Annotated in this window: 26 protein-coding genes, 1 tRNA gene and 1 rRNA gene; 4 read left to right on the top strand and 24 right to left on the bottom strand. The window is 73.2% G+C overall.

Features of this window, described 5'->3' with window-relative positions; all coding sequences use genetic code 11:
• Positions 1-18: 18 nt before the first annotated feature.
• Together lepB and ABME01_RS14220 are read right to left on the bottom strand one after the other, a co-directional pair.
• Positions 19-534, bottom strand: coding sequence for a signal peptidase I (lepB, locus tag ABME01_RS14225; protein ID WP_353829083.1), 516 nt, complete (start codon positions 532-534; stop codon positions 19-21).
• 224 nt (positions 535-758) lie between these two features.
• Positions 759-2,294: a LuxR C-terminal-related transcriptional regulator gene (locus tag ABME01_RS14220; RefSeq protein ID WP_353829082.1), complete on the bottom strand. Its 1,536-nt coding sequence runs from the start codon at positions 2,292-2,294 to the stop codon at positions 759-761.
• A gap of 324 nt (positions 2,295-2,618) precedes the next feature.
• On the opposite strand from ABME01_RS14220, the gene ABME01_RS14215 reads away from it, so the two are divergent.
• Entirely contained in the window at positions 2,619-3,017 is a 399-nt protein-coding gene (locus ABME01_RS14215) for a hypothetical protein (RefSeq protein WP_353829081.1), read from the top strand.
• Between the two features lie 94 nt (positions 3,018-3,111).
• Here ABME01_RS14215 and ABME01_RS14210 read toward each other — a convergent pair whose 3' ends face one another.
• From ABME01_RS14210 to ABME01_RS14200, 3 genes are all read right to left on the bottom strand, one after another.
• The gene (locus ABME01_RS14210; protein ID WP_353829080.1) at positions 3,112-3,945 is read right to left on the bottom strand and encodes an alpha/beta fold hydrolase; all 834 of its coding nucleotides are present in this window, start codon (positions 3,943-3,945) and stop codon (positions 3,112-3,114) included.
• Between the two features lie 203 nt (positions 3,946-4,148).
• Positions 4,149-4,222, bottom strand: a tRNA-Pro gene (locus ABME01_RS14205).
• Between the two features lie 83 nt (positions 4,223-4,305).
• Positions 4,306-4,794 (bottom strand): MarR family winged helix-turn-helix transcriptional regulator, encoded by a 489-nt coding sequence (locus ABME01_RS14200; protein WP_353829079.1) that lies wholly within the window; start codon positions 4,792-4,794, stop codon positions 4,306-4,308.
• Positions 4,795-4,899: 105 nt separating this feature from the next.
• On the opposite strand from ABME01_RS14200, the gene ABME01_RS14195 reads away from it, so the two are divergent.
• Positions 4,900-5,430 (top strand): nitroreductase family deazaflavin-dependent oxidoreductase, encoded by a 531-nt coding sequence (locus ABME01_RS14195; RefSeq protein WP_353829078.1) that lies wholly within the window; start codon positions 4,900-4,902, stop codon positions 5,428-5,430.
• A gap of 9 nt (positions 5,431-5,439) precedes the next feature.
• Positions 5,440-6,069: a GNAT family N-acetyltransferase gene (locus ABME01_RS14190; protein ID WP_353829077.1), complete on the top strand. Its 630-nt coding sequence runs from the start codon at positions 5,440-5,442 to the stop codon at positions 6,067-6,069.
• An 85-nt stretch (positions 6,070-6,154) separates the two neighbouring features.
• On the opposite strand, the gene ABME01_RS14185 is transcribed toward ABME01_RS14190, so the two are convergent.
• Together ABME01_RS14185 and ABME01_RS14180 are read right to left on the bottom strand one after the other, a co-directional pair.
• Complete coding sequence (locus tag ABME01_RS14185; protein ID WP_353829076.1) at positions 6,155-7,126, bottom strand: CHAD domain-containing protein; 972 nt, start codon at positions 7,124-7,126, stop codon at positions 6,155-6,157.
• A 9-nt stretch (positions 7,127-7,135) separates the two neighbouring features.
• Positions 7,136-7,621, bottom strand: a complete 486-nt coding sequence (locus tag ABME01_RS14180; RefSeq protein ID WP_353829075.1) for a nitroreductase/quinone reductase family protein — start codon at positions 7,619-7,621, stop codon at positions 7,136-7,138.
• Between the two features lie 53 nt (positions 7,622-7,674).
• On the opposite strand from ABME01_RS14180, the gene ABME01_RS14175 reads away from it, so the two are divergent.
• A complete protein-coding gene (locus tag ABME01_RS14175) occupies positions 7,675-8,472 on the top strand; it encodes a YqjF family protein (RefSeq protein ID WP_353829074.1) in 798 nt (265 codons plus the stop codon).
• 22 nt (positions 8,473-8,494) lie between these two features.
• On the opposite strand, the gene der is transcribed toward ABME01_RS14175, so the two are convergent.
• The 17 genes from der to rrf form a co-directional block, all read right to left on the bottom strand.
• Positions 8,495-10,006, bottom strand: a complete 1,512-nt coding sequence (gene der, locus ABME01_RS14170) for a ribosome biogenesis GTPase Der (protein ID WP_353829073.1) — start codon at positions 10,004-10,006, stop codon at positions 8,495-8,497.
• A 53-nt stretch (positions 10,007-10,059) separates the two neighbouring features.
• Complete coding sequence (cmk, locus tag ABME01_RS14165) at positions 10,060-10,749, bottom strand: (d)CMP kinase (protein ID WP_353829072.1); 690 nt, start codon at positions 10,747-10,749, stop codon at positions 10,060-10,062.
• Positions 10,750-10,751: 2 nt separating this feature from the next.
• Positions 10,752-11,834 carry a prephenate dehydrogenase gene (locus ABME01_RS14160; RefSeq protein WP_353829071.1) on the bottom strand — a complete coding sequence of 361 codons (1,083 nt, stop codon included), beginning with the start codon at positions 11,832-11,834 and terminating at the stop codon, positions 10,752-10,754.
• Between the two features lies 1 nt (position 11,835).
• Positions 11,836-12,633 carry a pseudouridine synthase gene (locus ABME01_RS14155; RefSeq protein ID WP_353829070.1) on the bottom strand — a complete coding sequence of 266 codons (798 nt, stop codon included), beginning with the start codon at positions 12,631-12,633 and terminating at the stop codon, positions 11,836-11,838.
• Entirely contained in the window at positions 12,620-13,348 is a 729-nt protein-coding gene (gene scpB / locus ABME01_RS14150) for an SMC-Scp complex subunit ScpB (RefSeq protein WP_353829069.1), read from the bottom strand. The genes ABME01_RS14155 and scpB overlap by 14 nt, the downstream gene beginning before the upstream one ends.
• Positions 13,338-14,195: a segregation and condensation protein A gene (locus ABME01_RS14145; protein ID WP_436407440.1), complete on the bottom strand. Its 858-nt coding sequence runs from the start codon at positions 14,193-14,195 to the stop codon at positions 13,338-13,340. Before ABME01_RS14145 ends, scpB begins: the two co-directional genes overlap by 11 nt.
• Entirely contained in the window at positions 14,179-15,066 is an 888-nt protein-coding gene (locus tag ABME01_RS14140) for a ParA family protein (protein WP_353829068.1), read from the bottom strand. The genes ABME01_RS14145 and ABME01_RS14140 overlap by 17 nt, the downstream gene beginning before the upstream one ends.
• 42 nt (positions 15,067-15,108) lie before the next feature.
• Positions 15,109-16,017 (bottom strand): site-specific tyrosine recombinase XerD, encoded by a 909-nt coding sequence (locus tag ABME01_RS14135; RefSeq protein ID WP_353829067.1) that lies wholly within the window; start codon positions 16,015-16,017, stop codon positions 15,109-15,111.
• Positions 16,014-16,676, bottom strand: a complete 663-nt coding sequence (locus ABME01_RS14130; RefSeq protein WP_353829066.1) for an NUDIX domain-containing protein — start codon at positions 16,674-16,676, stop codon at positions 16,014-16,016. The genes ABME01_RS14135 and ABME01_RS14130 overlap by 4 nt, the downstream gene beginning before the upstream one ends.
• Before the next feature lies 1 nt (position 16,677).
• A complete protein-coding gene (gene pyrG, locus ABME01_RS14125) occupies positions 16,678-18,339 on the bottom strand; it encodes a CTP synthase (protein WP_353829065.1) in 1,662 nt (553 codons plus the stop codon).
• A 272-nt stretch (positions 18,340-18,611) separates the two neighbouring features.
• Entirely contained in the window at positions 18,612-20,309 is a 1,698-nt protein-coding gene (gene recN, locus ABME01_RS14120) for a DNA repair protein RecN (protein ID WP_353829064.1), read from the bottom strand.
• Positions 20,302-21,258: an NAD kinase gene (locus tag ABME01_RS14115; RefSeq protein WP_436407439.1), complete on the bottom strand. Its 957-nt coding sequence runs from the start codon at positions 21,256-21,258 to the stop codon at positions 20,302-20,304. The genes recN and ABME01_RS14115 overlap by 8 nt, the downstream gene beginning before the upstream one ends.
• Positions 21,213-22,022 carry a TlyA family RNA methyltransferase gene (locus tag ABME01_RS14110; RefSeq protein WP_353829062.1) on the bottom strand — a complete coding sequence of 270 codons (810 nt, stop codon included), beginning with the start codon at positions 22,020-22,022 and terminating at the stop codon, positions 21,213-21,215. Before ABME01_RS14110 ends, ABME01_RS14115 begins: the two co-directional genes overlap by 46 nt.
• A gap of 3 nt (positions 22,023-22,025) precedes the next feature.
• Complete coding sequence (locus ABME01_RS14105; protein WP_353829061.1) at positions 22,026-22,214, bottom strand: hypothetical protein; 189 nt, start codon at positions 22,212-22,214, stop codon at positions 22,026-22,028.
• A gap of 57 nt (positions 22,215-22,271) precedes the next feature.
• The gene (locus ABME01_RS14100) at positions 22,272-23,303 is read right to left on the bottom strand and encodes an HAD-IIA family hydrolase (RefSeq protein ID WP_353829060.1); all 1,032 of its coding nucleotides are present in this window, start codon (positions 23,301-23,303) and stop codon (positions 22,272-22,274) included.
• Positions 23,300-24,223: a hypothetical protein gene (locus tag ABME01_RS14095; RefSeq protein WP_353829059.1), complete on the bottom strand. Its 924-nt coding sequence runs from the start codon at positions 24,221-24,223 to the stop codon at positions 23,300-23,302. Before ABME01_RS14095 ends, ABME01_RS14100 begins: the two co-directional genes overlap by 4 nt.
• Before the next feature lie 1,018 nt (positions 24,224-25,241).
• Positions 25,242-25,338: ribosomal RNA gene (gene rrf, locus ABME01_RS14090) — 5S ribosomal RNA — on the bottom strand; the annotation flags it as partial.

Below are 25,338 nucleotides of genomic sequence, written 5' to 3'. Positions count from 1 at the left end.
AGCGCCGGAGGGCCGTCGTCAGCCCCGCACGTGGGTGGCGACGATCGGCCACGGGAAGACGCGGAGCCGGGCGACGCCGAGGATCGTGCTCGGGGCGACGAAGGACTGCTGCCACGCGGCCGGGTCGTGCGTGCCCGCGCGCTGGTCGCCGAGCACGAACACCCGGTCGCGCGGGACCGCGAACGAGCCCCGGAAGCTGCCGGATCGACGCGCGTACGGCTCGTAGAGCGGTTGCCCGTTGACCGCGATGCGGCCGTCGGGGGCGACGACGACGCGGTCGCCGGGCAGGCCGATCACCCGCCGAAGGTCCGGCTCCGCACGCTCCGGTGCCCGGTACACGAGGATCTCGCCGCGGCGGAGCCGATGCGGACGCCGGTTGCGGCTCGTGAGCACCACGTCGCCGGGCTCGAGCAGTGGTCGCATCGCGTCGGAGCGGACGACGGTCGGGAATGCGGCGAACCGGTGGACGAGCACGACGATCGCGATGAGCGCGACGACGGCGATGAGGATGGCCGGAGCCGCCGACCCGTTCACGGGACCTGCTCCCGGCTCGGCGTCGCGGTCGCCGGTCGGCCGGCCCGTCCGGACGTGACCGCACGCTCCCCCGTTCGTCGTTCCCGACTGCGGTCCGGACGCTCCTGCCGACGTGCGCTCACCACGCTCCCTCCCGCGTCGCGCCCACGGCGGCGCCGTGCGTCAGGGTACGGGCGGCCGCGACCTTCCCGCGGAGGCTGTCCACAGGGTGCGCACCGTCTGCGTCATCCGGATCGGTCGAGGTCGTGCGCGACGGCGAAGATCGCCGCCTCGGTGCGCGAGTGCACGCCGAGCTTGTCGAAGATGTTGCTCACGTGACGGTGCACGGTGCGCTCGCTGACGTAGATCTCCTCGGCGATCGCCCGGTTGGTCCGCCCCTCGGCCAGGAGCGCGAGCACCTCCCGTTCGCGCGGGCTCAGCCCGTAGGCGCCGCGCTCCTCAGTGCGGGACTCGGCGGCGAGCCGGAGCGCCCGGACCCGGTCGCGCTCTCGGACGGCGCCGATGCGTTCGCACGTGTCCTCGGCCGAGCCGAGCTCCATGAGCTCCGCCTCGCGGTCGCCGAGGTCGCGGCAGGCGGCCGCGATCAGCACCTGGGTGCGCGCGGTCTCGAGCGGGTGCTCGAGACCGCGCGTCGTCCCGGCCGCGCGCCGCAGCTCGGGGAGCGCCCGGTCCGGTCGGCCGTCGGCGAGCGCGAGCTGTCCGCGCGCCCGGGAGAGCTCAGCGTCCATGATCGAACTGCCGACCTCGGCGGCGACGGACTCGAGTTCGTCGATAGCCCGCCGCGCCTCGTCGAGGTCCGGTCGTGCGGCGTCGGCGGCCGCCGCACCCGACGCGTCGTCCGGCCTCCCCTCGGCCAGTGCGACCGACACGAGCGCGGGGAGCAGGCGCGCGCGCTCCATCGGCCGGGTCGCCTCGGCGAGCGCGCGTCGAAGCCCCTGCAGCGCGGCCTGATGCGCCCCCTGCTCGAGACGCAGCAGCGCGAGCCCCGGATGCACGGGATGCCCGAGCGCGGCCGCCGTGCGGTACGCGGCGTCGGCCTCGACGTGGTCCCCCCGGTCGCGGTGGGTCTCGCCGAGCTCGTACCACGCATGGCCCTCGACGTGCACCGAGTGCTCCTGGTGCAGCGTCGCCGCGGCCGCCTCGAGGTCCTCCAGCGCACCGGACAGGTCGCCGCTGCGCCGTCGCAGGATGGCCCGGTAGACGCGGCAGTTGCCGAGCAGCGCACCGCTCGGCGGGGCGGGAAGCGCCGCCATCCACTGCTCCATGTGCCGCGACCAGTCCTGGGCGCGCACCACGTCCCGAGCCTCGGCCTCGCACGTGCCGATCGCCGCGCAGTAGATGGTGCTCGTCAGCCGCGGCGAGAGCCGTCCCGCGAGGACGCGGATCATCACGTCGTCGAGGATCGCCACCCCGGGTTCCCGACGACCGTCGAGGAGCAGCGATCGTGCGGTGAGCAGTTCCGCCATGGACTCCAGGTCGAGGTCCCCGCCCGTGCGGCCCTCGGTGACCGCCGGCCCCAGCACGCCCCGCGCCTCCTCGAACCTGGCACGGCCGAGGTACCCGTAGGCCTCGGCGACGCGCGCCCACCCCGGCTCGGGTTCGGCCAGCTCGTCGGCGAGTCGGCGCGCCCGCCCGATCCACGCCATGGCCAGTGCCGGTTCGCCCGAGTACAGGTGGGCGCTGAAGATCCAGAACGCGTCCGTCGCAGCGCCGGGCAGGTCGCCCTGACCGCGCGCGCCTCGAACGCTCGCTCGAGGCATCGCACGGACTCGGCTTGGCGCGCCGTCATCTGACCGGCCTCGGCCCATCGTTCGAGGTCGTCGACCGGAAGGGCGCCCTCGTCGTCGGCGGCGCGGAACGCGTCGCACGCCTCGCGCCACTGCGCGTCGGCGTGCAACCGCCTGGCCAGTTCGATCGCACCCACGGTGGACAACTCCCCTGTGGCGCGATTCTCCCACAGCGACGATGGCCCGAACCACCCATTCCGGCCGGACGACACGGCCCGGCCTGCCGATGCCGCCCGACCTCGACCGGACGGAGCATCGGGGCGTGCCCGCACGGGGCACCCCGACCGAGGAGACATCATGGACGCGCCGTTCATCTACATCGCCACCTACCCGATCACGCCGGGACACGCTGACGGAGCCGTCGAGCACGCGACGCAGGTCGCGCGGACGGTCGAGGAGCAGGAACCTCGGATGCTCGGCTTCTACTTCTTCGTCGACGACGCTCGACGCAACGCGATCGTCGTGCAGGTCCATCCCGACCCGGACTCGATGGTCACGCACATGCACGCCATCGCCGAGCACCTCGCGGCGGCGGGCGAGCACCTGGACCTCGCACGCGCGACGACGTTCGCGCTCGGCACGCCGCCGCGGCAGGTCACCGACTACTGGGCCGACTACGAGGACGGGATCCGCATCTTCCCTGAGGCGATCGCCGCCGTCACGCGAACGGGCCGCTCCGAGGAGGTGCCGGGCTGAGCACGCGGCCCACGGTGGACCCGCCCGGGACGCCGCCGGTTCCCTTGCCGGCGGCGTTCCCGCATGGGGGTCGAGGTCGCGTCGCCGAGAGCGCTCACGCGGCGGCGAACGCGGCCCCGAAGAAGTCGACGAGCTCGGCACCGACCGCGCGGGGATGGGTCAGCGGGCCGATGTGCCCGGCGCCGGGGATCGCGTGGAGGCGCGAGTCCCGCACGTGCCCGGCCACGTGACGCGCACTGGCTGCGAAGAACGGCGACGTCTCCGAACCGTGCAGCACGAGCACGGGGGTGTCGATCGCCCCGAGGACCGCCGGGTCCTCGGGCATCGCGCCCTCGTACTCCGCGACCTGCTGGAAGACCCTCAGCACGTGCGGGGAATAGCCGCCGGTGGCCTCGAAGTACCCGGCGGCGTCCGCGGATTCGAGATCCTCGGCGGTGAACGGGTGCTCGGCGATCGCCCGCATCCCGCCGGGCAGGTCGCCCTGCGCGACCAGTTCGCCGCCGCGGACGAGGGCGCCCAGCAGGGCCGCGCGTTCCTCGTCATCCATCAGCATGCCCGCCATCGGCTCGTACGCGGCGGTCGCCCGCACCGCGGCCGAGCGCGACGCCACGGCGAGCGCATGGCCCGCTCCGGCGGACCAGCCGACCAGTCCGGCCGGCTCGCCCAGGCTCTCGACGTACGTCTCGTAGTCGGCGCCGATCCGGTCGATCCGGAGGTTGGGATGGTCCCCGCTGCGGCCCCGTCCGCGCATGCTCGGCAGGTGGCAGGTGAATCGGCCGGCGACGTGCGGCACGACGGCCGCCCAATCCAGGTCGCCGTCTCCCATCACGCCCTGCAGGAACACCACCGGCGGGCCCTCGCCCTCGACGGTCGCACGGATGGCGACGCGGTCGTCGGTGATCACCTCGTGGGCTCGCTGTGCGCGCACGGCTCCGCCCTCCCCCTCGTTGGACCCCGATCGGGCCCATGCCTCGACCCTGCACCCGTCCCGGCGCCGCCGCAATGGCCCCGGCCGCGGTGGCGAGGCATGCCGTTTTCGATGCGTGAGCGCGGGCCGAGGCCGAGTGCGCCGAGTGCCCGGACCGACGCGAAAGCCCCGGAGACTCGTGCGAGTTTCCGGGGCTTCGTCGGTCGGGCTGACAGGATTTGAACCTGCGACCCCTTGACCCCCAGTCAAGTGCGCTACCAAGCTGCGCCACAGCCCGATGCCCCCGGCTCCGGAGGCAACTCGACAATCATAGCGGGTTCCGGAGAGGTGCTCGACCACGCGCGGACGCCGCGGCGCGGGTCAGGCGCCCGCGATCCGGCCCGACGAGCGGCGCGCCGCGGCTCGGCCCGCGTCCGCCGCCTCGGCGAGCTCCCGCATCCGGCCGGCGACGGCGTTCATGCCGCGTACGAACGCGGCCCGGTCGGCGGAGTCGACCGCGAGCAGGAGCACGGAGGTGAGCTCGGCGTGGTCGCGTTCCATCTCGTGCATCAGGCGTTCGGCGTCGTCGGTCAGCGTGACGAGGACGGCACGGCGATCCGAGGGATGCGGCGAGCGCGTGACGTAGCCGGCGGCTTCGAGCGCGTCGACCAGGCCGGTGACGTTGCGGGGGCTGACCTGGAGCCGTGCAGCCAGCGCCTGCTGCGTGGACGGGCCGCTGCGGGCGAGCCGTCGCAGCAGCCGCATCCGCGCCGTGCTCAGCGAGCTTCCCGCGAACTCGTGCTCGAGGTCGCGCTCGAGGAGGTCGGCGATCTCGAGGATCCGATCGAGCGGGGAGGGCTGGCCGGACACATCGTGATGCTACTTCACGATTCGGCCGGTTCACGGAACCGTCGCCCGCGCGCCCGTGAACAGCCCTGCGACAGCTCGGCGACAACCCGCCAATAGGCTGGCGGCATGGCGATGAAGAAGCCCGGACCCCTGCTCGCCTGGTTCTACCGCGCGCCGTCGTCGCTGTACCGCGCCCGGCTCGGCTGGATGATGGGCGGCAGGTTCCTCATGCTGAGCGCCATCGGCCGTACGAGCGGCATCGAACGGCAGACCGTGCTGGAAGTGGTGCGTCGGGACGTCCCCGCGTCGGGCCCGCCGACCCTCTGGGTGGTCGCGAGCCGCGGTCCGAAGACGGACTGGTACCGGAACGCGATCGCGCACCCGGGCGTGCGGGTCGACTGGAGGTCGCAGCGCTACGCCGCCACCGCGATCGACCTCGACCTCGACGGTCGGATCGAACTGCTCGCCGACTACCAGCGCCGCTACCCGAAGGCGGCTGCGATGCTGGGCCGGGCGGCGCTCGGGGAGTCGTTCACCGCGGATCCGGACGACCTGCGCGTACTCGCGGAGGACCTGCGCGCCCTTCGCCTCGACCCCGCGCGCGCCGAACCGGGCGCGGACGCACGGGGCGGGACGGATGTCGCGGGCTCGCGGTAGCGTCACCGCATGACCGAGACCCCATCCGGCCGATCGAGCGAGGTCGACGCCGGTGCGTTCCGGGTCGTCCCCGCGAACACCGCCCCGTTCGTCGACGTCGAGGCCGTGTTCGGGACCCGCGGCGATCCCGCCACCTGCTGGTGCCAGTGGTACAAGCTGCGCGGCGCGGCGTTCGACGGGTCGTCCGCCGGCGAACTGCGATCGCGGCTCGCGGAACAGCTCGCAGCGCCCGGGCCGGGGCCGGGGCTGCTCGCCTACGAGGGCGACACCCCGGTCGGCTGGTGCGCCGTCGAAGCACGTGCCGACCTGCCGCGGCTTCCGTTCAGCCACGTCGCCTCGGCCTCCCCCGACGGCGACTTCGGCGCGTCCGACGTCTGGGCGGTCTCCTGCTTCGTCGTCCCGCGCCGATTCCGACGACGTGGCGTCGCCGCGGCCCTGGCGGCGGCCGCCGTCGAGACGGCGCGCGCGCACGGCGCGCGCGTGCTCGAGGCGTACGCCGTCGATCCGGCGGCCAGGTCCACGCCGCCGGCCGCCGACCTGTTCCCCGGCACCGTGTCGATGTTCGCTGCGGCGGGGTTCGTCGAGGTGGCGCGTCCGAAGCCCCACCGCGTCATCATGCAGCGCGAGCTCGCCGGCTGAACGCGCTCGACCCGACGAACGGCCGTGCCCCGGATCGGCGTGCGGATGCGTCGCCGGCCGGTCCCGCGGACCCCGCCGGTCGGGTTCAACGCCTCCGCCAGGCCGCGGCCGCGTGCCTGAGCTCGACCACCGCATCGTCGAGCTCGCGGAGGTGTCGCGCGGCCCGTCGGTCCGCCGCTCCGGCCAACGCCTCGAACGCCGCAGCGGGCTCGCCCGCGTGGGCGGCGTGCGCACCCGCCCGCCGGACGTGCTCGGCGAACAGGACCTCGTCGCGGTGGTCGCCGAGCACGTCGTGCAGCCGTTCGCCCGCCTTCGCGAGCCGCATCGCATCGGTCCCGAACATCGCGATCGGCGGCGCCGCGACCGACTCTGCGGTGTAGCGCAGTCGCCGGCCGGCCTTCCGCACCGCATGCAGCGCGGCGATCTCGGGGTCGCTGCGGAGGCGCTTCGCGCGCTTCACCGCCCGCCGGGCCTCGCGCTCGACCAGGGCGCCGAGCACCTCGCGGGGCGGTCCGGCGGCGTCCGGCGCGAATCGGGGTGCGCGGAGGAACTCCGCCAGCGCGGCGCGGCGCGCCTCGGCCCGTGGCATCCGCTGACGTTCCACGAACCGGGCGTGGGCGAGCCGGTGCGCCTCGACCTGTGCATCGACGAGCCGTTCGCGGAGCGCGGCGAACTGCTCGCGAGACCCCGCGACGTCCTCGGCCGGGTCGCGCTCGCCGGCGGCCTCCAGTGCGTGCTCGGCCACCTGGATGCGCACCTCGAGGTCGCGCACGGCCCCGAGTTCCCGGCCGAGTTCGCGGAGCCGGCGCCGCAGCATGCGCGTGGCCGAGGGATCGAACAGCGGTGCGTACGCAGCGAGCAGGCTCCGCAGGCGCCGGACGTGCGTGCGCAGCTGGTGCACCGCATCGGGTTCGTCCGCCTCCGCCGCCGGCTCGAACTCGGACATCCGCTCGGCGACCGCCCGGATCGCAGCGAGGGCGGCGCCACCGGCGTCCGCGTCGCCCGGGTCACCGCGAGCGTCGTCGGCCGGAGCGGCCTCGGTCGTCGGCGCGGACATGCGCCCATGCTATGCGGGCGCTGCCGCCTCCCCCGGGACCGACGGCCCCTGCGACCGAGGCTCGCAGACCACCACCGGGATCTCGCGACGGGTGCGCTGCTGGTAGCGCGCATACCCCGGGTAGGCGGCCGTGATCCTCGGCCAGAGAGCGGCACGCTCGTCGCGCGTCGCGGTGCGTGCGCGCATCCGCCGGACCGAGCCCCGGAGTCCGACCTCGACGTCGGGGTCCGCGACGAGGTTCAGGTACCACGCCGGGTGATGGTCGGCGCCGCCCTTCGACGCGACGAGCACGATGCGGTCAGGTTCGAGGATCGGGGCCGAGAGGATCGCCGACCTCGGCCGACCCGAGCGCCGACCGGTCGTGTGCAGCTCCACGGTCGGCATCCGGCCGATGCGCCATCCGACCCGTCCGCCGGTCACGGAGATCAGCCATCGATGCAGGCCCGACATGATCGCGAGGCCGCGATCGCCGAGGATGCCGCCGTCCGAACCCATGCGTCGAGGGTACGCCCGTGACATCGGCGGGCCCCGGACGCGAGGATGGGGGCGTGCACGGCAACCCGACGACGCCTCCGCCGCTGCCCGGCCGCCGACTGGTCGAGCAGCACTGGCGCGATGTCCTCTTCCTGCACTGGCGCGTCGACCCGGCGCGGGTCGCGCCCCTTCTCCCGCACGGGACCCGTCCGGACGTCCTCGGCGACGCCACCTGGGTCGGGCTCATCCCGTTCGTGCTCGCGGACACCCGCTTCCCGCCGGTGTCGCCCATGCGGCGACTGGGGACGTTCGTGGAGGTCAACGTGCGCCTCTACTCGCGCGACGACCGGGGCCGGCACGGCGTGGTGTTCCGCACGCTCGAGGCCGGGCGCCTGCTGCCGGTCCTCGTCGCGCGCGCCGGATGGGGCCTGCCGTACCACTGGGCGCGCTCGAGCGTGACGAGGCGGACGGATGCCGCGGGGGTCGAGCTCGACTTCCGGAGCCGCCGGCACGGGCCCGGCGGCCCGTCCACGCGCATCAGCGCCCGACTCGGCGGCCCGGTCGCCGCGAACGCGCCCGACGCGGAGCTCGCGAGCTTCCTCACGGCGCGATGGGGCTACCACGAACGCCATCTCGGGCGGACGTGGTGGGCGCGGAACACGCACGAGCCGTGGCCGCTGCAGCGCGCCGAGCTCCTCGAGCTCGACGACGAGCTGCTCGCGGCGAGCGGGCTCCCCGAACTGGCCGGCCGAGCGCCCGACTCGGTGCTGGCGTCGACGGGCGTGCGGACCGCGTTCAGTCGGCCGCGCCCCGTGTCGGCGACCGCGTGGCGATGGCGGCCGGCGTGGTCCGGCGGCGTGGTGCCCGCGTGAGCTCGCCCGTCCGCCCTCGGTCCTACGGCCGGGGGCGCTTCTCCCGCACTCGCATGTTCAGCACGATCGGCGACCCGGCGAAGCCGTAGATCTCGCGCAGGCGGCGCTGGATGAACCGGCGGTAGCCCGCGTCGAGGAATCCGGTCGTGAACAGCACGAAGGTCGGCGGACGCGTCGCCGCCTGCGTCCCGAACAGGATGCGCGGCTGCTTGCCGCCCCGGAGCGGGTGGGGGTGGGCCTGCACGAGCTCGGTGAGGAAGGCGTTGAACTTGCCCGTCGGGATGCGCGTGTCCCACGACTCGAGGGCCGTCTCGAGGGCCGGGACGAGCTTCTCGAGGTGGCGCCCGGTCTTCGCGGAGATGTTCACCCGCGGCGCCCACGCGACGTGGTGCAGGTCCTGCTCGATCTCCCGCTCGAGGTACCGGCGACGATCGTCGTCGAGCAGGTCCCACTTGTTGTAGGCGAGGACGAGCGCGCGACCCGACTCGAGCACCAGGTCGATGATGCGGACGTCCTGCTCGGAGATCGGCTGCGAGACATCGAGCAGCACGACGGCCACCTCGGCCTTCTCGAGTGCGGCCTGCGTGCGCAGCGACGCGTAGAAGTCGGCGCCCTGCTGCAGGTGGACCCGGCGACGGATGCCGGCGGTGTCGACGAACCGCCAGACCCTGCCGCCGAGCTCGATCTGCTCGTCGACGGGGTCGCGCGTGGTGCCCGCGAGGTCGTTCACGACCACGCGCTCCTCGCGCGCGGCCTTGTTCAGCAGGCTCGACTTGCCGACGTTCGGACGACCGAGGATCGCGACCCGGCGGGGCCCGCCGAACTCCTCCTTCGCGACCGCCGAGAACTGGGGCAGGACGCGGAAGACCTCCTCGAGCAGGTCCGCGACGCCGCGGCCGTGGAGCGCGGAGACCGGGTGGGGCTCGCCGAGGCCGAGGTTCCACAGCGCGGCGGCCTCGGGCTCCTGACGCGCGTCGTCGACCTTGTTCGCCACGAGGAAGACGGGCTTCCTCGTCTTGCGGAGCAGCCGGACGACGTGCTCGTCGGTCGCGGTCGCGCCCACGGTCGCGTCGACGACGAACAGCACGACGTCGCACAGCTCGATCGCCACCTCCGCCTGCGCGGCGACCGACGCGTCGATGCCGCGCGCGTCGGGCTCCCACCCGCCGGTGTCGACGAGCGTGAAGCGGCGGTCGAGCCACTCGCCCTTGTACGACACGCGGTCGCGCGTGACGCCGGGCGTGTCCTCGACGACCGCTTCACGGCGACCGAGGATGCGGTTCACGAGCGCCGACTTGCCCACGTTCGGCCGACCGACGATCGCGATCACCGGCAGGGCCGGCAGGGTGCGGATGCCCTCCTCGCCCTCGTCGGAATGCTCGAGCAGGTCGAGGTCCTCGACGTCCAGCTCGTAGTCGTCGAGGCCCGAGCGCAGGGCGGCCGCGCGCTGGTCGGCGAGGTCCTCGTCGACGTCGGCGAGGCGTTCGGCGAGGTCGTCGTCGGGGGCGTCGAACTCGACGTCGCGATCGGTCATGGCAACTCCTGGGTGGTCTCGGGGTCGCGCGCGCGAGCGCACAACCGCTCTATTCAACCAGTTCGAACCTGAGCGTCCCGGATGACGTCGAGCACGGCCTCGACGGTCTCGTCGAAGTCGAGGTCGGTCGAGTCGACCGTGACGACGCCGTCCGCGGCGTTCATGAAGTCGACCACCTTCGAATCCGCGGCATCCCGCGCCTGCAGCTGCGCGCCGGTCGCTGCGGCCGACTGGCCCACGAGCTCGGCGGATCGACGAGCCATCCGCACCTCCTCGGAGGCGGTGAGGAGGATGCGCGCCGGCGCGTCGGGTGCGACGACCGTCGTGATGTCGCGGCCCTCGACGACGATCCCGCCCCGCGGTTCGGCGGCCATGATCGCCCGGAACAGCTCGATGAGGTGCTCGCGCACCTCGGGCACTCGCGCGACGCGGCTGACCACGCCCGAGATGCCGGGCTCGCGGATCGCCTGCGTCACGTCGGTGGCGCCGACGTGGACCGCGTACCCGGTCGGGTCGGTGCCGATACGGTACGCGAAGGAGTCCAGGCACGAGACGACCGACGGGGCGTCCTCGGTGTCGACCCCCGACGCCTCGGCGTGCCAGGCGAGGGCGCGATAGGCGGCGCCGGTGTCGAGGAAGCCCCAGCCGAGGCGCCGGGCCACTTCCTTCGAGACGCTCGACTTGCCGCTGCCGGCGGGGCCGTCGACGGCGACGACGAACGGAAGGACTGGGGGGTGGGTCATGTTCATCCTGCGATCCGCCAGCCGCGTTCGGCCAGCTCGGTGGTCAGTCGGTCCGCCGCCTCGGGAAGCACGGCGATCTCGGCCAGGCCGACCTGTCGGCCGGGCGAGTGCTCGAGGCGGAGGTCCTCGAGGTTGACGCCGATCTCGCCGATCTCGGCCAGCAGCCGGGCGAGCTGCCCCGGCCGGTCGTCGATCATCACGATGATCGTCGTGAAGCGCTTGTCGGTGCCGTGCTTGCCGGGCAGCCGGGCGACGCCGGTGTTGCCCCCCGTGAGCTCCTCGGCCACCCTCCGTCGGGCGCCCGGTGCGGCCGGGTCCTCGAGCGCGTCGATGAAGCGGTCGAGGTCGTCCCGGTAGGCCAGCAGGATCTCGCGGACCGGCGACGCGTTCGCCCCGAGGATCTGCACCCAGAGGTCCGGGTCGCTCGCGGCGACGCGGGTGACGTCGCGCACGCCCTGCCCTGCGAGGCCGAGCGCGGCGTTCGGGGCGTCGATGAACCGGCGCGCCATGATGCTCGACACCACCTGCGGCACGTGCGAGATGAGCGCCACGCCCCGATCGTGCTCGTCGGGCGTCATCTCGACGAGGGTCGCTCCGAGGTCGAGGATGAGGTCGTCGATCGCCCCGGCCCGCTGGTAGCTGATCGCGTCGTGCGCCGCCACCACCCACGGTCGTCCGGCGAAGAGGTCGGCGCGCGCGGCGAGTGGACCACCCCGCTCGCGGCCGGCGAGCGGGTGCGAGCCGACGTACCGCGAGACGTCGGCTCCCGTCGCCGCGAGCTCGGCGAGGACGCCCGCCTTGACGCTCGCGACATCCGTCACGATCGCGTCCGGGAACGCGTCGAGCTCGGCGGCCACGACCGTCGCGGTCACGTCGGGCGGCACGGCGACGACGACCAGCTGGGGCGCGTCGTCATCCGCGGCCGGACGGCCGGCGCCGAGGTCGACCGCGATCGCGACGTGCGTCGGCGAGGCGTCGGCGAGGGTCACCTCGATCCCGCGCGCCCGGAGCCCGAGGGCGACGCTCGTGCCGAGCAGTCCGGCGCCCACGACGCGGACGGGCCCGATGAGCCGTGACTCGACCACGTCAGCCCTTCCCCTTCCGGCCGGCGTCCGCCGCACGGGCGATGGTCAGCAGCTGGCCGACTTCGATCCTAGACAACTCGCGCACGGCGCCCGACCGGAGCGTCCCGAGGTGCAACGGGCCGAACTGTCGCCGCACGAGCTCGACCACGGGATGCCCGACGGCGTCGAGCATGCGCCGCACGATGCGGTTGCGCCCGGAGTGCAGCGTCACCTCGACCATCGTGTGGCGATCGCCGGCCTGCTGCTGGAGGATCTTGCCGCGGTCGATGCGGATGGGGCCGTCGTCGAGCTCGATGCCGCGCTTGAGCTGCTGCAGCGCCTGCGGCGTCATCCGGCCCGTGACCTTCGCGACGTACGTCTTCTCGACGCCGAACGACGGGTGCGCCAGCACGTGCGCGAGTTCTCCGTCGTTGGTGAGCAGCAGCAGGCCGCTCGTGTCGCCGTCGAGCCGGCCGACGTTGTACACGCGGACGTCGAGCGGGTCGGTGAAGCGGCGCAGGTCGGGCCGACCCTGCTCGTCGCGCATCGAGGAGACCACGCCACGCGGCTTGTTGAGCATGAAGTAGCGCTTCTCCTGGTCGAGCTGCACGGCGGTCCCGTCCACGGCGACCCGGTCGTTGAGGGGATCGATGCGGGTTCCGAGCTCCGTGACGACACGGCCGTTCACCTCGATGCGACCCTCCACGATGAGGTTCTCCACGACGCGGCGGCTCGCGACGCCTGCGGCGGCGAGCGCCTTCTGCAGGCGCACGCCCTCGGGCGCGTCGCCGGCGGCTCCGGTCCGGTCAGACGAGGTCACGTTCGAATCCCTCCTGGCCGCCGTCGAGCAGCGGCGAGATCGGCGGCAGCTCGTCGAGCGACGAGATGCCGAGGTTCGTGAGCAGCAGTTCCGTGGTGCCGTAGAGGATCGCCCCGGTCTCCTCGTCCGTGTCGACCTCGGTGATGAGCCCGCGCCCGAGCAGCGTGCGGACGACCGAGTCCACGTTCACTGCGCGGATCGAGGCGATCGAGGACCGGGAGATCGGCTGCTTGTAGGCGATCACGGCGAGCGTCTCGAGCGCGGCCTGGCTGAGCCTCGTCGAGGTCTGCGCGAGGACGGCGCTCGTGATGAGCGCGTCGTACTCGGAGCGCGCGTAGAAGCGCCAGCCGCCGCCGACCTCGCGCAGTTCGAACGCGCGACGGATGCCGCCCTCCACGGCCCGCTCCCCCGTGTCGGTGCGCGGCTCGCCCGATGCCGCCCCGCCGTCGTAGTCCGCCCGGAGGCGGACGATCGCGGCGCGCACCTCGGCGATGGGCCGTGCGACGGCCGCGGCGAGGTGCACGAGGCTCTGCGGCTCGTCGGCGATGAACAGCAGCGCCTCGATCGCGCGGTCGAGGTCCAGGCTCGGCTGGCCGGGAACGTCCAGCGGCGCGGCGACGGAGAACTCAGGGCCGGAGGCGGGTGTGGCCTCGGTGCCGCCATCGGGCTCGGTCGCCGGTTCCCGCGTCACCGCATCCTCCGTGTCACTCGTCATAGTCGGCCCCCAGGCTGTCCAGTCGGTCGTCGGACCAGTGTTCGTTCTCGGCCCACCGCAGCGTCAGCTCGCCGAGCGGTTCGAGTTGCTCGAACCCGATGGCCGAGTGGCGGTAGAGCTCGAGCACCGCGAGGAACCGGGCGACGACCACGCCCGGTCGGTCGACTCCGGCGATCAGGCGCCGGAACGTGATCGGCTCGCCGCGACGCAGCACCGCGACCACGTGCGCCGCCTGCTCCCTGATGGAGACCAGCGGTGCGTGCAGGTGGTCGAGGCCGACGGTCGGGATCTCGCGCGGCGTGAGCGCGAGCGTGGCGAGCGCGGCGAAGTCCGCGGCGTCCACCGTCCAGCGCAACTCCGGCACGCGCTGGCGGAACCGCTCCTCGAGTCGGACGCTCCTCGGATGACGCAGCGACTCGGCCGCGATGCGCCCGCCGAACCACTGCGCGGCCTCCTTGAACGCCCGGTACTGCAGCAGCCGGGCGAAGAGCAGGTCTCGCGCCTCGAGCAGCGCCACGTCCTCGGCGTCGACGAGTTCGCCCTGCGGCAGGAGTCCCGCGACCTTCAGGTCGAGCAGCGTCGCGGCGACGACGAGGAACTCGCTCGCGCGGTCGAGGTCCTCGTCGGTCTCGATGCCGCGCAGGTACGCGATGAACTCGTCGGTGACCGCCGACAGCGACACCTCGGTGATGTCGAGCTCGTGCTTGGCGATCAGCGAGAGCAGCAGGTCGAACGGACCCTCGAAGTTGGACAGCGCGACGCGGAACTCCGGCTCGACGTCGGGCTCGGGCGCGTCCTGCGCCTCGGAGGTCGGTGCCGCCGCGTCCGGCTCAGGCGACCGCGCCACGGTCGATCAGCTCCCTGGCGAGCTGACGGTACGCCCGGGATGCGGGGTGCTCGGGTGCGAACTCGGTGATGGGCGTCGCGGCGACGGTGGCATCCGGGAACTTCACGGTCCGCGTGATGACGGTCTCGAGCACGCGATCGTCGAACGCGTCGACGACCCGCTCGAGCACCTCGCGCGAGTGCAGCGTGCGCGCGTCGTACATCGTCGCGAGGATCCCGTCGAGCGTGATCGCCGGGTTCAGCCGGTCGCGCACCTTGTCGATGGTCTCGATCAGCAGGGCGACGCCGCGGAGCGCGAAGTACTCGCACTCGAGCGGGATCACCACGCCGTGGCTGGCCGTCAGCGCGTTCACGGTGAGCAGGCCGAGCGACGGCTGGCAGTCGATGAGCACCACGTCGTAGTCGCCGGAGACCTTCCGGAGCACGCCGGCGAGGATCTGCTCGCGCGCGACCTCGGTCACCAGGTGCACCTCGGCGGCGGACAGGTCGATGTTCGCGGGGATGACGTCGAGCCCGTCGACGCCCGTCGTCTGGATGGCGTCGGCGGGGGCGACGCCGCGACCGAGCAGCAGGTCGTAGATCGTCGGCACGTCGTGCGTCTGCACGCCGAGCCCCGCCGACAGGGCTCCCTGCGGGTCGAAGTCGACCGCGAGCACCCGGCGCCCGTCGTCGGCGAGCGCCGCGCCGAGGTTGATGGTGGTCGTCGTCTTGCCGACCCCGCCCTTCTGGTTGCAGAGCGCGATGATGCGGGCCGGACCGTGCGAGGCGAGCGGAGGCGGTTCGGGGAATTCTCGATGCGGACGGCCGGTGGGACCCAGGTCCGACGACTCCAGCGTGGCGGTGCCGTCCGCCGGGTCGTGTTCGTAGGTCACGTCGTGCTCTCTCCCGATCGAATCCGGAATGCTTGATCGATTCTAACGAGCACGGGGGTGCGCGACCGTGTACATCTCACGGAGTGTATCGGCCGTGACCAGCGTGTAGATCTGCGTCGTGGCGACCGACGCGTGGCCGAGGAGCTCCTGCACCACCCGGACGTCGGCACCGCCGGCGAGCAGGTGGGTGGCGAACGAGTGTCGGAGGGTGTGGGGCGACACGGTTGCCGCGACGCCGGCGCGCTCCGCGGCATCCTGCAGCGTCTGCCAGACCGCCTGGCGCGACATCCGACGTCCGCGGACTCCGAGGAACAGCGCCGGGGTGGCGGTCCCCCGCGCGGAGAGCACCGGCCTGGATCGGACGAGGTACGCGTCGAGCGCGGCACGCGCATAGCTGCCGACCGGGACGATGCGCTGCGTCCCGCCCTTGCCGAAGAGCCGGATGACGTCGTGGTCCACGAGGTCGTCGACGTTCAGCGCGGTCGCCTCGGAGACGCGCGCGCCCGTGGCGTACAGGAGCTCCAGCAGCGCGACGTCCCGCAGCGCGACGACGTCGTCGCCGAGTCCGGCAGCCTCGATGATCGCCGCGACGTCCTCGACCGGGATCGCCTTCGGCAGGCGCATCGGCGACTTGGGCGGGCGCAGCTCGCGTGCGGCGTCGTGGTCGACGCGACCCTCCTCGGCGAGGAAGCGGTGCAGCCCGCGCACCGCGGAGAGCACGCGGGCGATCGACGCGACGGCCAGCGGCGGCGTGCGCTCACCGCCGAGGTGACGCAGGAACGCGGAGAGGTCCTGCTCGGAGGCGTCCTCGGGGCCGCCGATGCCCTCCCGCTCCAGCCAGTCCAGGTAGATCGCGAGGTCGCGCCGGTAGGACGCGAGGGTGTTGCGCGCGAGGCCGCGCTCCACCGTCAGGTGCCGCAGGTAGTCGTCGACGGCGCGCGATCCGCTCACGGGTCGGCGGGCCTCCGGCCCGGGTGCGCCGGCCACGGTGCGTCGGCCGGCGCGAGCGACGACCAGCCCCGGGCGCGGGCGGCGGCGGCGGCGAGCACGCCGATCGTGAGCGACGGGTTGCCGGTACGGCGGGCGAGCACGGCGTCGACGCAGTCGTCGAGCGCGACCCATCGGCGCTCCATGTCGGCCTCCTCGTCCGTCCGGTCGTGCACCTCGGGCGCCGCGGACAGCCCCCGGGCGAGGAAGATGCGGATCGCCTCGTCGCTGCCGCCGGGCGTGGTGTAGAAGTCGGCCAGCACCGCCCAGTCGGAGGCCACGAGGTCGGCCTCCTCGGCGAGCTCGCGACGTGCGGCCTCGACCGGGGGCTCGCCCGCCACGTCGAGGAGCCCCGCCGGGATCTCCCAGTCCCTGGCCCGCACCGGGTGCCGGTACTGCTTGATGAGGAGCGCGCGGTCCTCATCGTCGAGTGCGAGGATCGCGACCGCACCGGGATGGGCGACGTAGTCGCGCACGATGCGCGCGCCGCTCGGACCGTACTCGAGCGTGTCCCGGCGGAGGTCCCAGATCAGGCCCTCGAACACGGTCTCGCGCTCGAGGACCGGAAGGTCGACGTACGCGTCGACGGGCAGGTCGCCCGGCCCGTCGACGGCATCGGTCACGTCAGGCGTCCTCGACGTCGTCGAACAGCAGGCTGGCCTGATGCCGCTGCAGGGCCGCCGCGACGAGGCCGCGGAAGAGCGGGTGCGCGTCGTTCGGGCGGCTGCGGAGCTCCGGGTGCGCCTGGGTGGCGACGTAGAACGGGTGCACGTCGCGCGGCAGCTCGACGAACTCGACGAGGTGCCGGTCGGGCGACATGCCCGAGAACACCAGGCCGGCGTCGGCGATCCGGTCGCGGAACGCGTTGTTCACCTCGTACCGGTGGCGGTGCCGCTCGCTGATCTGGGACGCGCCGTACAGCTCCTCGACGATCGACCCCTCCGCCAGGGCGGCCGGGTAGAGCCCGAGGCGCATGGTGCCGCCCAGGTCGCCGCCGGCGATGATCTCCACCTGCTCCTCCATGGTCGCGATGACCGGGAACTCGGTGTCGGGGTCGAACTCGCTCGACGAGGCGTCGGCCAGGCCCACGACGTTGCGCGAGTACTCGATCACCATGCACTGCAGGCCGAGGCAGAGCCCGAGCGTCGGGATCCCGTTCTCGCGGGCGAAGTGCAGCGCGCCGAGCTTGCCCTCGATGCCGCGGACGCCGAAGCCGCCGGGCACGCAGATGCCGTCGAGGTGCGAGAGCTTCTCCTTCGCACCCTCGGGCGTGCGGCACTCGTCGGACGGGATCCACTCGATCCTCACTCGCGTGTCGTTCGCGAAGCCGCCGGCGCGGAGCGCCTCGGTGACCGACAGGTAGGCGTCGGGCAGGTCGATGTACTTGCCGACCAGGCCGATCGTGACCTCGTGGTCGGGGTCGTGCACGACCTTCAGCAGGTCGGACCACGCCGACCAGTCGACGTCATCGGCCTTCCCGTCCAGGTCGAGCGCGTCGATGAGGTAGGCGTCCAGGCCCTGCTCGTGCAGCATCGTGGGGATGTCGTAGATCGACGGCACGTCGACGGCGTTCACCACCGCGCCCTCGTCGACGTCGCACATCAGGGCGATCTTGCGCTTGTTCGCCTCGGTGACGGGCCGGTCGCTGCGGAGCACGAGCGCGTCGGGCTGGATGCCGATGGAGCGGAGCGCGGCCACGGAGTGCTGGGTGGGCTTCGTCTTCTGCTCGCCCGATGCGCCCATGAACGGTACGAGGGAGACGTGCACGAAGAAGACGTTCCTGCGCCCGAGTTCGTGGCGCACCTGGCGCGCCGACTCGATGAAGGGCTGCGACTCGATGTCGCCGACCGTTCCGCCGATCTCCGTGATGATCACGTCGGGCTTCGGCGTCTCGGACGCCTGCAGCCGCATCCGGCGCTTGATCTCGTCGGTGATGTGCGGGATGACCTGGACGGTGTCGCCGAGGTACTCGCCGCGCCTCTCCTTGGCGATGACGCTCGAGTAGATCTGGCCGGTCGTGACGTTCGCGGCTTGCGACAGGTTGATGTCGAGGAAGCGCTCGTAGTGCCCGATGTCGAGGTCGGTCTCGGCACCGTCGTCGGTGACGAACACCTCGCCGTGCTGGAACGGGTTCATCGTTCCCGGGTCGACGTTCAGGTACGGGTCGAGCTTCTGCATCACCACCCGCAGGCCCCGCGCCGTGAGCAGGTTGCCGAGGCTTGCCGCCGTCAGGCCCTTGCCGAGAGAGGAAACGACACCGCCGGTCACGAAGATGTGCTTGGTCACGTCGTTCGTGAGTTCAGTGTTCGAAATGTCTGCGCCGCGATCATCCACCACGGGCTTGTAGTCTATCCGACTCCCGGCTGGGAATGCCCCGACACCGATGGGCACGGCGCGTCGTGAGCGCTCATCGCGGGTGATTCGGGGCTGGGAACGCCCGCGGAACCGGCTGGCCCCGTTCCGGGCCACCGGTGCAGGCCGGGCGTGTCGCGGGCCTGGGCGCGGTGCGTGTCGACCGCAGGACCTTCGAGCATCGAGGCCCGGACGCCCGCAGCGACTCAGGCCGCGTCGCGATCGGCGATCTCGAGCAGCTCGCGCGCATGCGCGAGGCCGGACTCGGAGTCGGCCAGTCCGGAGAGCAGGCGCGCCATCTCGGCTTCCCGCTCGGCACCGTCGAGCTGCCGGACGCTCGACGCGGTCACCCGCCCGTCGGTGCCCTTGACCACGCTCAGGTGGTTGGTCGCGAACGCCGCGACCTGGGCGAGGTGCGTGACCACGATCACCTGCGACCGCTCCGCGAGTCTCGCGAGGCGCCGCCCGATCTCGATGGCCGCCGCACCGCCGACACCGGCGTCGACCTCGTCGAACACGAACGTGGGAACGGGGTCGGTGCCCGCGATGACGACCTCGATCGCGAGCATGACGCGCGAGAGCTCGCCGCCGGACGCCCCCTTGGCGACGGGTCGAGGCTGGCTGCCGGGATGCGGCCGCAGCAGGATCGACACCTGGTCGCGGCCGTGGGCGGCGGGTTCGGCGGTCGGCTCGACCGAGACGGCGAGCTCCGCGTCGGGCATGGCGAGCGCCGAGAGCTCGGCCGTCACCGCGCCGGCAAGCCGCTCGGCGGCCGCGGAGCGCAGCTCGGTGACCCGCCCGGCGAGGGCCTCCACGGCGTCGGCATGCGCGGCGACCCGTTGTTCGAGATCGACGATGCGGTCGTCGTCGCCGTCGAGCTCGACGAGGCGGAGGCCGCCGTCGTGGCGGAACGCCAGGGCGGCCTCGAGCGAGCCGTGCCTCCGGACGAGGCCCGTGAGCACCGCGCGACGCTCCTGCACGGCCTCGAGCTCAGCGGCGCCGTCGGCATCGAGCCCCGCGAGGTAGCTCGAGAGCTCGGTCGCCGCGTCCGCGAGCGCGAACCCCGCACTCGCCATCGTCTCCACGATCGGCGCGAGCGCCGGGTCGTGCGCGACGACCCGGTCGACGTGTCGGCGTGCGGATTCGACCAGCGTGATCGCGTCGGGCGTGTCATCGCCCGCGGTCTCGGCCGAGACCAGCTCGCGCGCCTGGGCGGCGGCGAGCCGGAGCTCCTCGAGGTTGGTCAGGCGATCGGCTCGCTCCTGCAGCGCCGCGTCCTCGCCCGGCTGCGGATCGGCGGCCTCGATCTCGTCGAGCGCGAGCCGGAGGTCGTCGGCCTCGCGCACGCGCTCGTCGTGCTGCTCCCGGAGCGCCGTCAGTTCGGCCGAGTCGTCGCGCCATGCTCGGAAGGCCGCTCGATACTCCCCCATGACCGAGGCGAGCTCGGCGCCGGCGAACCGGTCGAGCGCCTCGCGCTGCGCGACTGAGGAACGCAGCCGCTGCTGGTCGGCCTGGCCGTGGACGACCACGAGGTGATCGGCGAGCTCGGCGAGCACGCCCACCGGCGCGCTGCGGCCGCCGACGATCGCCCGGCTGCGACCCTCGGCCGAGACCGAGCGCCCGAGCAGCAGCTCGCCGGCGTCGATCTCGCCGCCGGCGTCGGCGACCCGCTCGGCGACGGGATCGGGGTCGGCGAGCAGCCATCGCCCCTCGACCCACGCCTGCTTCGCGCCGGCGCGCACGGTGCCGGCGTCGGCACGCGCGCCGAGCAGCAGCCCGAGCGCGGTCACCACCATGGTCTTGCCCGCACCGGTCTCGCCCGTGACCGCGGTGAAGCCCGGTCCGAGCGGCAGCGCGGCCTCGGCGATGACGCCGAGGTCGCGGATCCCGAGTTCCTCAATCACCGGCGACGGGTCCCTTCCATCCGTTCACGGGCAGCTGGAACTTGTTCACGAGCCGGTCGGTGAACGGCGCCTGGTGCAGGCGGGCCAGCTGCACCGGAACCGGCGAGCGGCGGACGATCACGCGTGCGCCGGGCGGCAGCTCGAACATCCGCCGGCCGTCGCACCAGATGACGGCCGACGTCTCGGTGCGCTGGAGCAGCTCGACCGCGAGCGAGGACTCGGGCCCGACCACGAGCGGTCGAGCGAACAGTGCGTGGGCGCTGAGCGGGACGAGCAGCAGCGCATCGAGCGCCGGCCAGACCACCGGGCCCCCGGCCGAGAAGGAGTACGCCGTGGAGCCGGTCGGCGTGGACATCACCACGCCGTCGCATCCGAACGACGACAGCGGCCGGCGATCGACCTCGATCACGACCTCGATCATGCGTTCGCGCTCGGCCTTCTCGAGCGTCGCCTCGTTGAGCGCCCACCCTTCGTACACGACCTCCTCGCCGACCTTCGCGCGCACCGAGAGCGTCATCCGCTCCTCGACGGTGTAATCGCGCGCCAGCGCCCGGCCGACGGTGTAGCCGAGGTCGTCGCGCTCGCTCTCGGCGAGGAACCCGACGTGACCGAGGTTGACCCCGAGGAGCGGGACCGGATGGTCGCGCGTCAGCTCCGCGCCCCGGAGGATGGTCCCGTCGCCGCCGAGCACGATCGCGAGCTCGATCGCCGACGGCGAGACCTCCTCGAAGCGCTTGACGACCCCCTCGAGCTCGGGCAGCGCCGTCATCACGTCGTGCCACTGCTCGGCGGCGACGACCGGCACCGCGCCGGCCGCGGCCAGCTGACCGCACACGTCGGCCGTCGCCTCCAGCGCGGAGGTGCGACCCGTGTGGGAGACCACGAGGAAATGCCGCGCATCGCTCACGCCGTGAGCCCTCCTGTCGCTTCTGTGACCCGACCCGACCATTCTGACGGATCGGCTCCCCTCACCGCGCTCAGGAGCACGAGCACCTCGCGGTTCCCGTGGGTGCCGGCGATCGGGGAGGACAGGACGCCGGCCGTGCGCAGGCCGAGGTCGTGGGCGGCCGACAGCACATGCATGACCGCGTCCGCGCGAGCCGCGGCGTCGCGCACGACGCCCTCGCGGGTGCCGCTGCGACCCACCTCGAACTGCGGCTTCACGAGCAGCACGAACTCCGCGTCGTCCCGTGCGGTCGTGCGCAGCGCCGGAAGCACGGTCGTCAGCGAGATGAATGAGAGGTCCGCCGTCACCAGCGACGGCGACTCCGCCACGCCGGTCAGTCGCGCCAGGGTGGGCGGATCGAGGTGCCGCACGTTGCAGCCTTCGACGAGGACGAGCCCGCGCGCGCCGTGCAGTTCAGGTGCGAGCTGGCCGTGGCCGACATCGACGGCGAGCACGGTCGCCGCGCCGCGTTCGAGCAGGACCTGGGTGAACCCGCCGGTCGAGGCGCCGGCATCGAGCACGATCCGGCCGTCCGGATCGACGCGGAACGCATCGAGAGCGGCGATCAGCTTGTGCGCCGCTCGGCTGACGTAGTGATCGGCGCCGGCGACCTCGATCACGGCGTCGTGCGTCACGCGATGGGACGGCTTGGTCACCGGCGCTCCGTCGACGCGGACCGCACCGCCGGCGATGAGCGTGGCGGCGTGCGAACGGGAGCGCGCCAGCCCCCGTGCCGCCAACGCCGTGTCGAGTCGCTCCTGCGCCACCGATCAGCCCGCGGGACGCGCCGGATCCGACCGCTCGAGCTCGCGACGCAGCTGCTCGGCCAGCGCATCGAACCCTGCGGCACGCTCCTCGAGCGGCGCGGCATCGATCGACGCCAGCGCGTCGGCCGAGGCGACCGCAAGGTCGACGGGACTCTCCATCGGCTCGTCGACGTCGAGGTCTCCTGTACTCACCCCTCCACGCTACCTGCTCCCGCCGTCATGGCCGGTGGGCACGCCACGGTGGCGGCGTCAGCGGTACAGACGCTCCGGGACCTCGAGGGCGTGGATCGCGGTTCCGCACTCCCAGATCGCCACGCATGCCGCACGCAGCAGGTCGAGCCCGTCGTCGCCGTCCCGTTCGATCACGACGCGACGCCCGTCGACGCGGACCTCGGCGCGGCCCACGCGGACCGAGCCGCGCCGCCGCCGGACCTCGGGGTAGGGCTCGTGCAGGCCGGCCAGGTCGCGGACGATGAAGTCGGGTCGACTCGCGGCGTCCGCGGCCAGCGCCTGCTTCGCGCGGTCGATGCCCGTCAGCACGAGCAGCGAGGCGACGCCCGCCCGGTTCGCTCCCCGGATGTCGGTGTCGAGCCGGTCGCCCACCATGAGGGGGCGATCCGCGCCGAAGCGTTCGCGCGCCTCGTCGAAGATGGGCGCCTCGGGCTTGCCTGCGACCTCCGGGAACCGTCCGGCCGCCGTGTGGACGGCGGAGACCAGCGTGCCGTTGCCCGGCGCGATGCCCCGGTCGACCGGGATCGTCCAGTCCATGTTGGTCGCGATCCACGGGATGCCCCCGGGCTCGCCCGGTCCCCCGTGCGCGTTCAGCGCGAACGCGGCTTCGGCGAGCTGCCGCCATCCGACGTCCGGATGGAATCCCTGCATCACGGCGTCCGGCGAATCGTCGGCGGACCGCGTGACACGGTAGCCCCCGCGCTCGAGCTCGGCGATGATCCCGTCACCGCCGACGACCAGCACCAGGGATCCCGGTGCGACGGATGTCGACAGCAGCCGCATCGCGGCCTGCGGGGACGTGACGACATCGCGCGCAGCCGGTGCGAGTCCCAGCGAGGAGAGGTGCGCGGCGACCTGGTCGTCGGTGCGCGACGCGTTGTTCGTCAGGTACGCGACGGGCATCGTCTCCGCGACCCGGTTGAGGCTCTCGACCGCGTGCGGGATCGCGTGCGCACCCGCGTAGACCACGCCGTCGAGGTCGGCGAAGACCGCGTCGATCCCCTCGAGGGGCGTGGGCGTCGACCGACCGGGTCCGAAGACCGGACTCATGCCCGCTCGGGGTCGCCGGCCGGTCCGTCGGCGTCGTCCAGGTCGGCGGTCTCCTCGAGGATGGCGGCCACCTCCGGTTCGATCGCATCGGCGGGGTCGGATGCCTCCGGCGCACCATCCTGCATGGGAGGCGCGGCCGTATCCGCCTCACGGTCGGACTGCGGCGAGTCCTCGGCCGGCCCCTCGACGGGCGCCGCGGATTCGTCGGACGCGTCGGCGTCCGCGTCCGGCGCGTCGGCGTCGGGCATCGAGATCGGCGCCTCGTCGTCCTCGAGCTCGAAGACCTCGATGAAGTCGGGCCGGGCGCTCTCGAGCGCCGCCTCGGCGCGCTCGGACAGCTCGCGCCAGCGCGCGGCGTCCTCCGGCCGGTTCAGCTCGGCCAGCACCTCGGCGTACGCGGAGAACAGCGCGGGGCTGTAGGAGAACGCGCGATCGGGGTCGAGCTGCGGCACCTCCAGCTCGGCCAGGGCGAGGTCGGCCTGGCCCAGGTCCAGACGGGCGCCCGACATCGCGATCGCCAGCGCGGCCTGGACGGCCGCCGGCAGGGATGCGCGATCCACCGAGCGACCGAGTTCGAGCGCGCGGTCGGGGCGGCCGACGCCGCGCTCGCTGTCGACCATGAGCGCGATCTGGTCCTCGCGGCCGGACAGGCGACGGTACGTCCGCAACTCGCGGAGCGCGAGCGCGAAGTCCCCGGTCGCATACGCGGTGATCGCGAGGGTCTCGCGCACCACGGCGACACGGCCGGCACGCCGCGACGCCGACAGCGCGTGCCGGTGTGCGAGCGCGGGATCGTCCTCGAGCGCCTCGGATGCCGCGACGAGATGCCGCGCGACCCAGTCGGCGTTCTCCTTCGACAGCGTCTTCAGCTCGGCTCGCGCGGCGGAGTCGAGGTCCTTCGGGTGGATGCGCTCCGCCACGGGCGGGTCGTCTTGACGCGGACGGACGGCCAGCTCGGCAGCACCGTACCCCGGCTCGCGTGCGGCGCGCTCACGCCCGCGATCGCCTCCGCGAGCGTCGGGTCGGCCGGCGATGCGCCCACCGTGGCGAGGTTCGCGCGAGCCGCCGGGACGCTCGCCACGGCGCGGCGCGCCCGCGCCGCGATCCCGCCGGTCGTCGTGGCCGCTGCGCGCTCGGTCGCCGTCGCGACGGGAGCCGTACGAGCGATCGCCGTAGGAACGGTCGCCGTCCCGACGCGAACCGTAGGAACGCTCGCCGTCTCGCGAACGGTCGGAGGATCCACCGGAGCGCGAACCGTAGGAACGGTCGCCATCCCGGCGCTGACCGCCCCTCGAGTCGCGCGAACCGTAGGAACGGTCGCCGTCTCGACGCGCGCCGTACGAGCGGTCGCCGTCTCGCGAGCGGTCGGAGGATCCACCGGAGCGCGAACCGTACGAACGGTCGCCATCCCGACGCGCACCGTACGAGCGGTCGCCGTCCCGACGCTGACCGCCCCTCGAGTCGCGCGAACCGTAGGAACGGTCACCGTAGGAACGGTCACCGTCCCGACGCGCACCGGACGAACGCTCCCCGTCTCGCGAGCGGTCGGAGGATCCACCGGAGCGCGAACCGTACGAGCGGTCGCCATCCCGGCGCTGACCGCCCCTCGAGTCGCGCGATCCGTTCGCGCGCCCGCGGTCGTCGCGGTCCGACCGTGCTCCGCCGTCGCGGGATCGGTCGGACCGATACCCCCCGCGGGGTCCGTCCGGGCGCCCGCCGTCACGACGTGAGTCGGCACCTCGCGGGCGATCGGGTCGTCCGCGGCGATCGTCGTCGCGGCTGTTCCGGCGCTCGCCGGGATCCTGCGTGGAATCGCTCACGGTGTACCTGTCGTCCTGCCTGGGAGTCCTACGGACTCAACCGTACTCTCGGGCCGTCGGAGACCCGCTGTTAACGAAGAATGGCCACCCGTCTTCGGGTGGCCATTCTCCAATGAATGTCCGGCGGTGTCCTACTCTCCCACAGGGTCGCCCCTGCAGTACCATCGGCGCTGCGAGTCTTAGCTTCCGGGTTCGGAATGGGTCCGGGCGTTTCC

The organism is Agromyces litoreus (genome assembly GCF_040496015.1).
GTDB lineage: Bacteria > Actinomycetota > Actinomycetes > Actinomycetales > Microbacteriaceae > Agromyces > Agromyces litoreus.
Note: the sequence above shows the minus strand (reverse complement) of the source record. Positions and strands in the feature narration are given on the sequence as shown.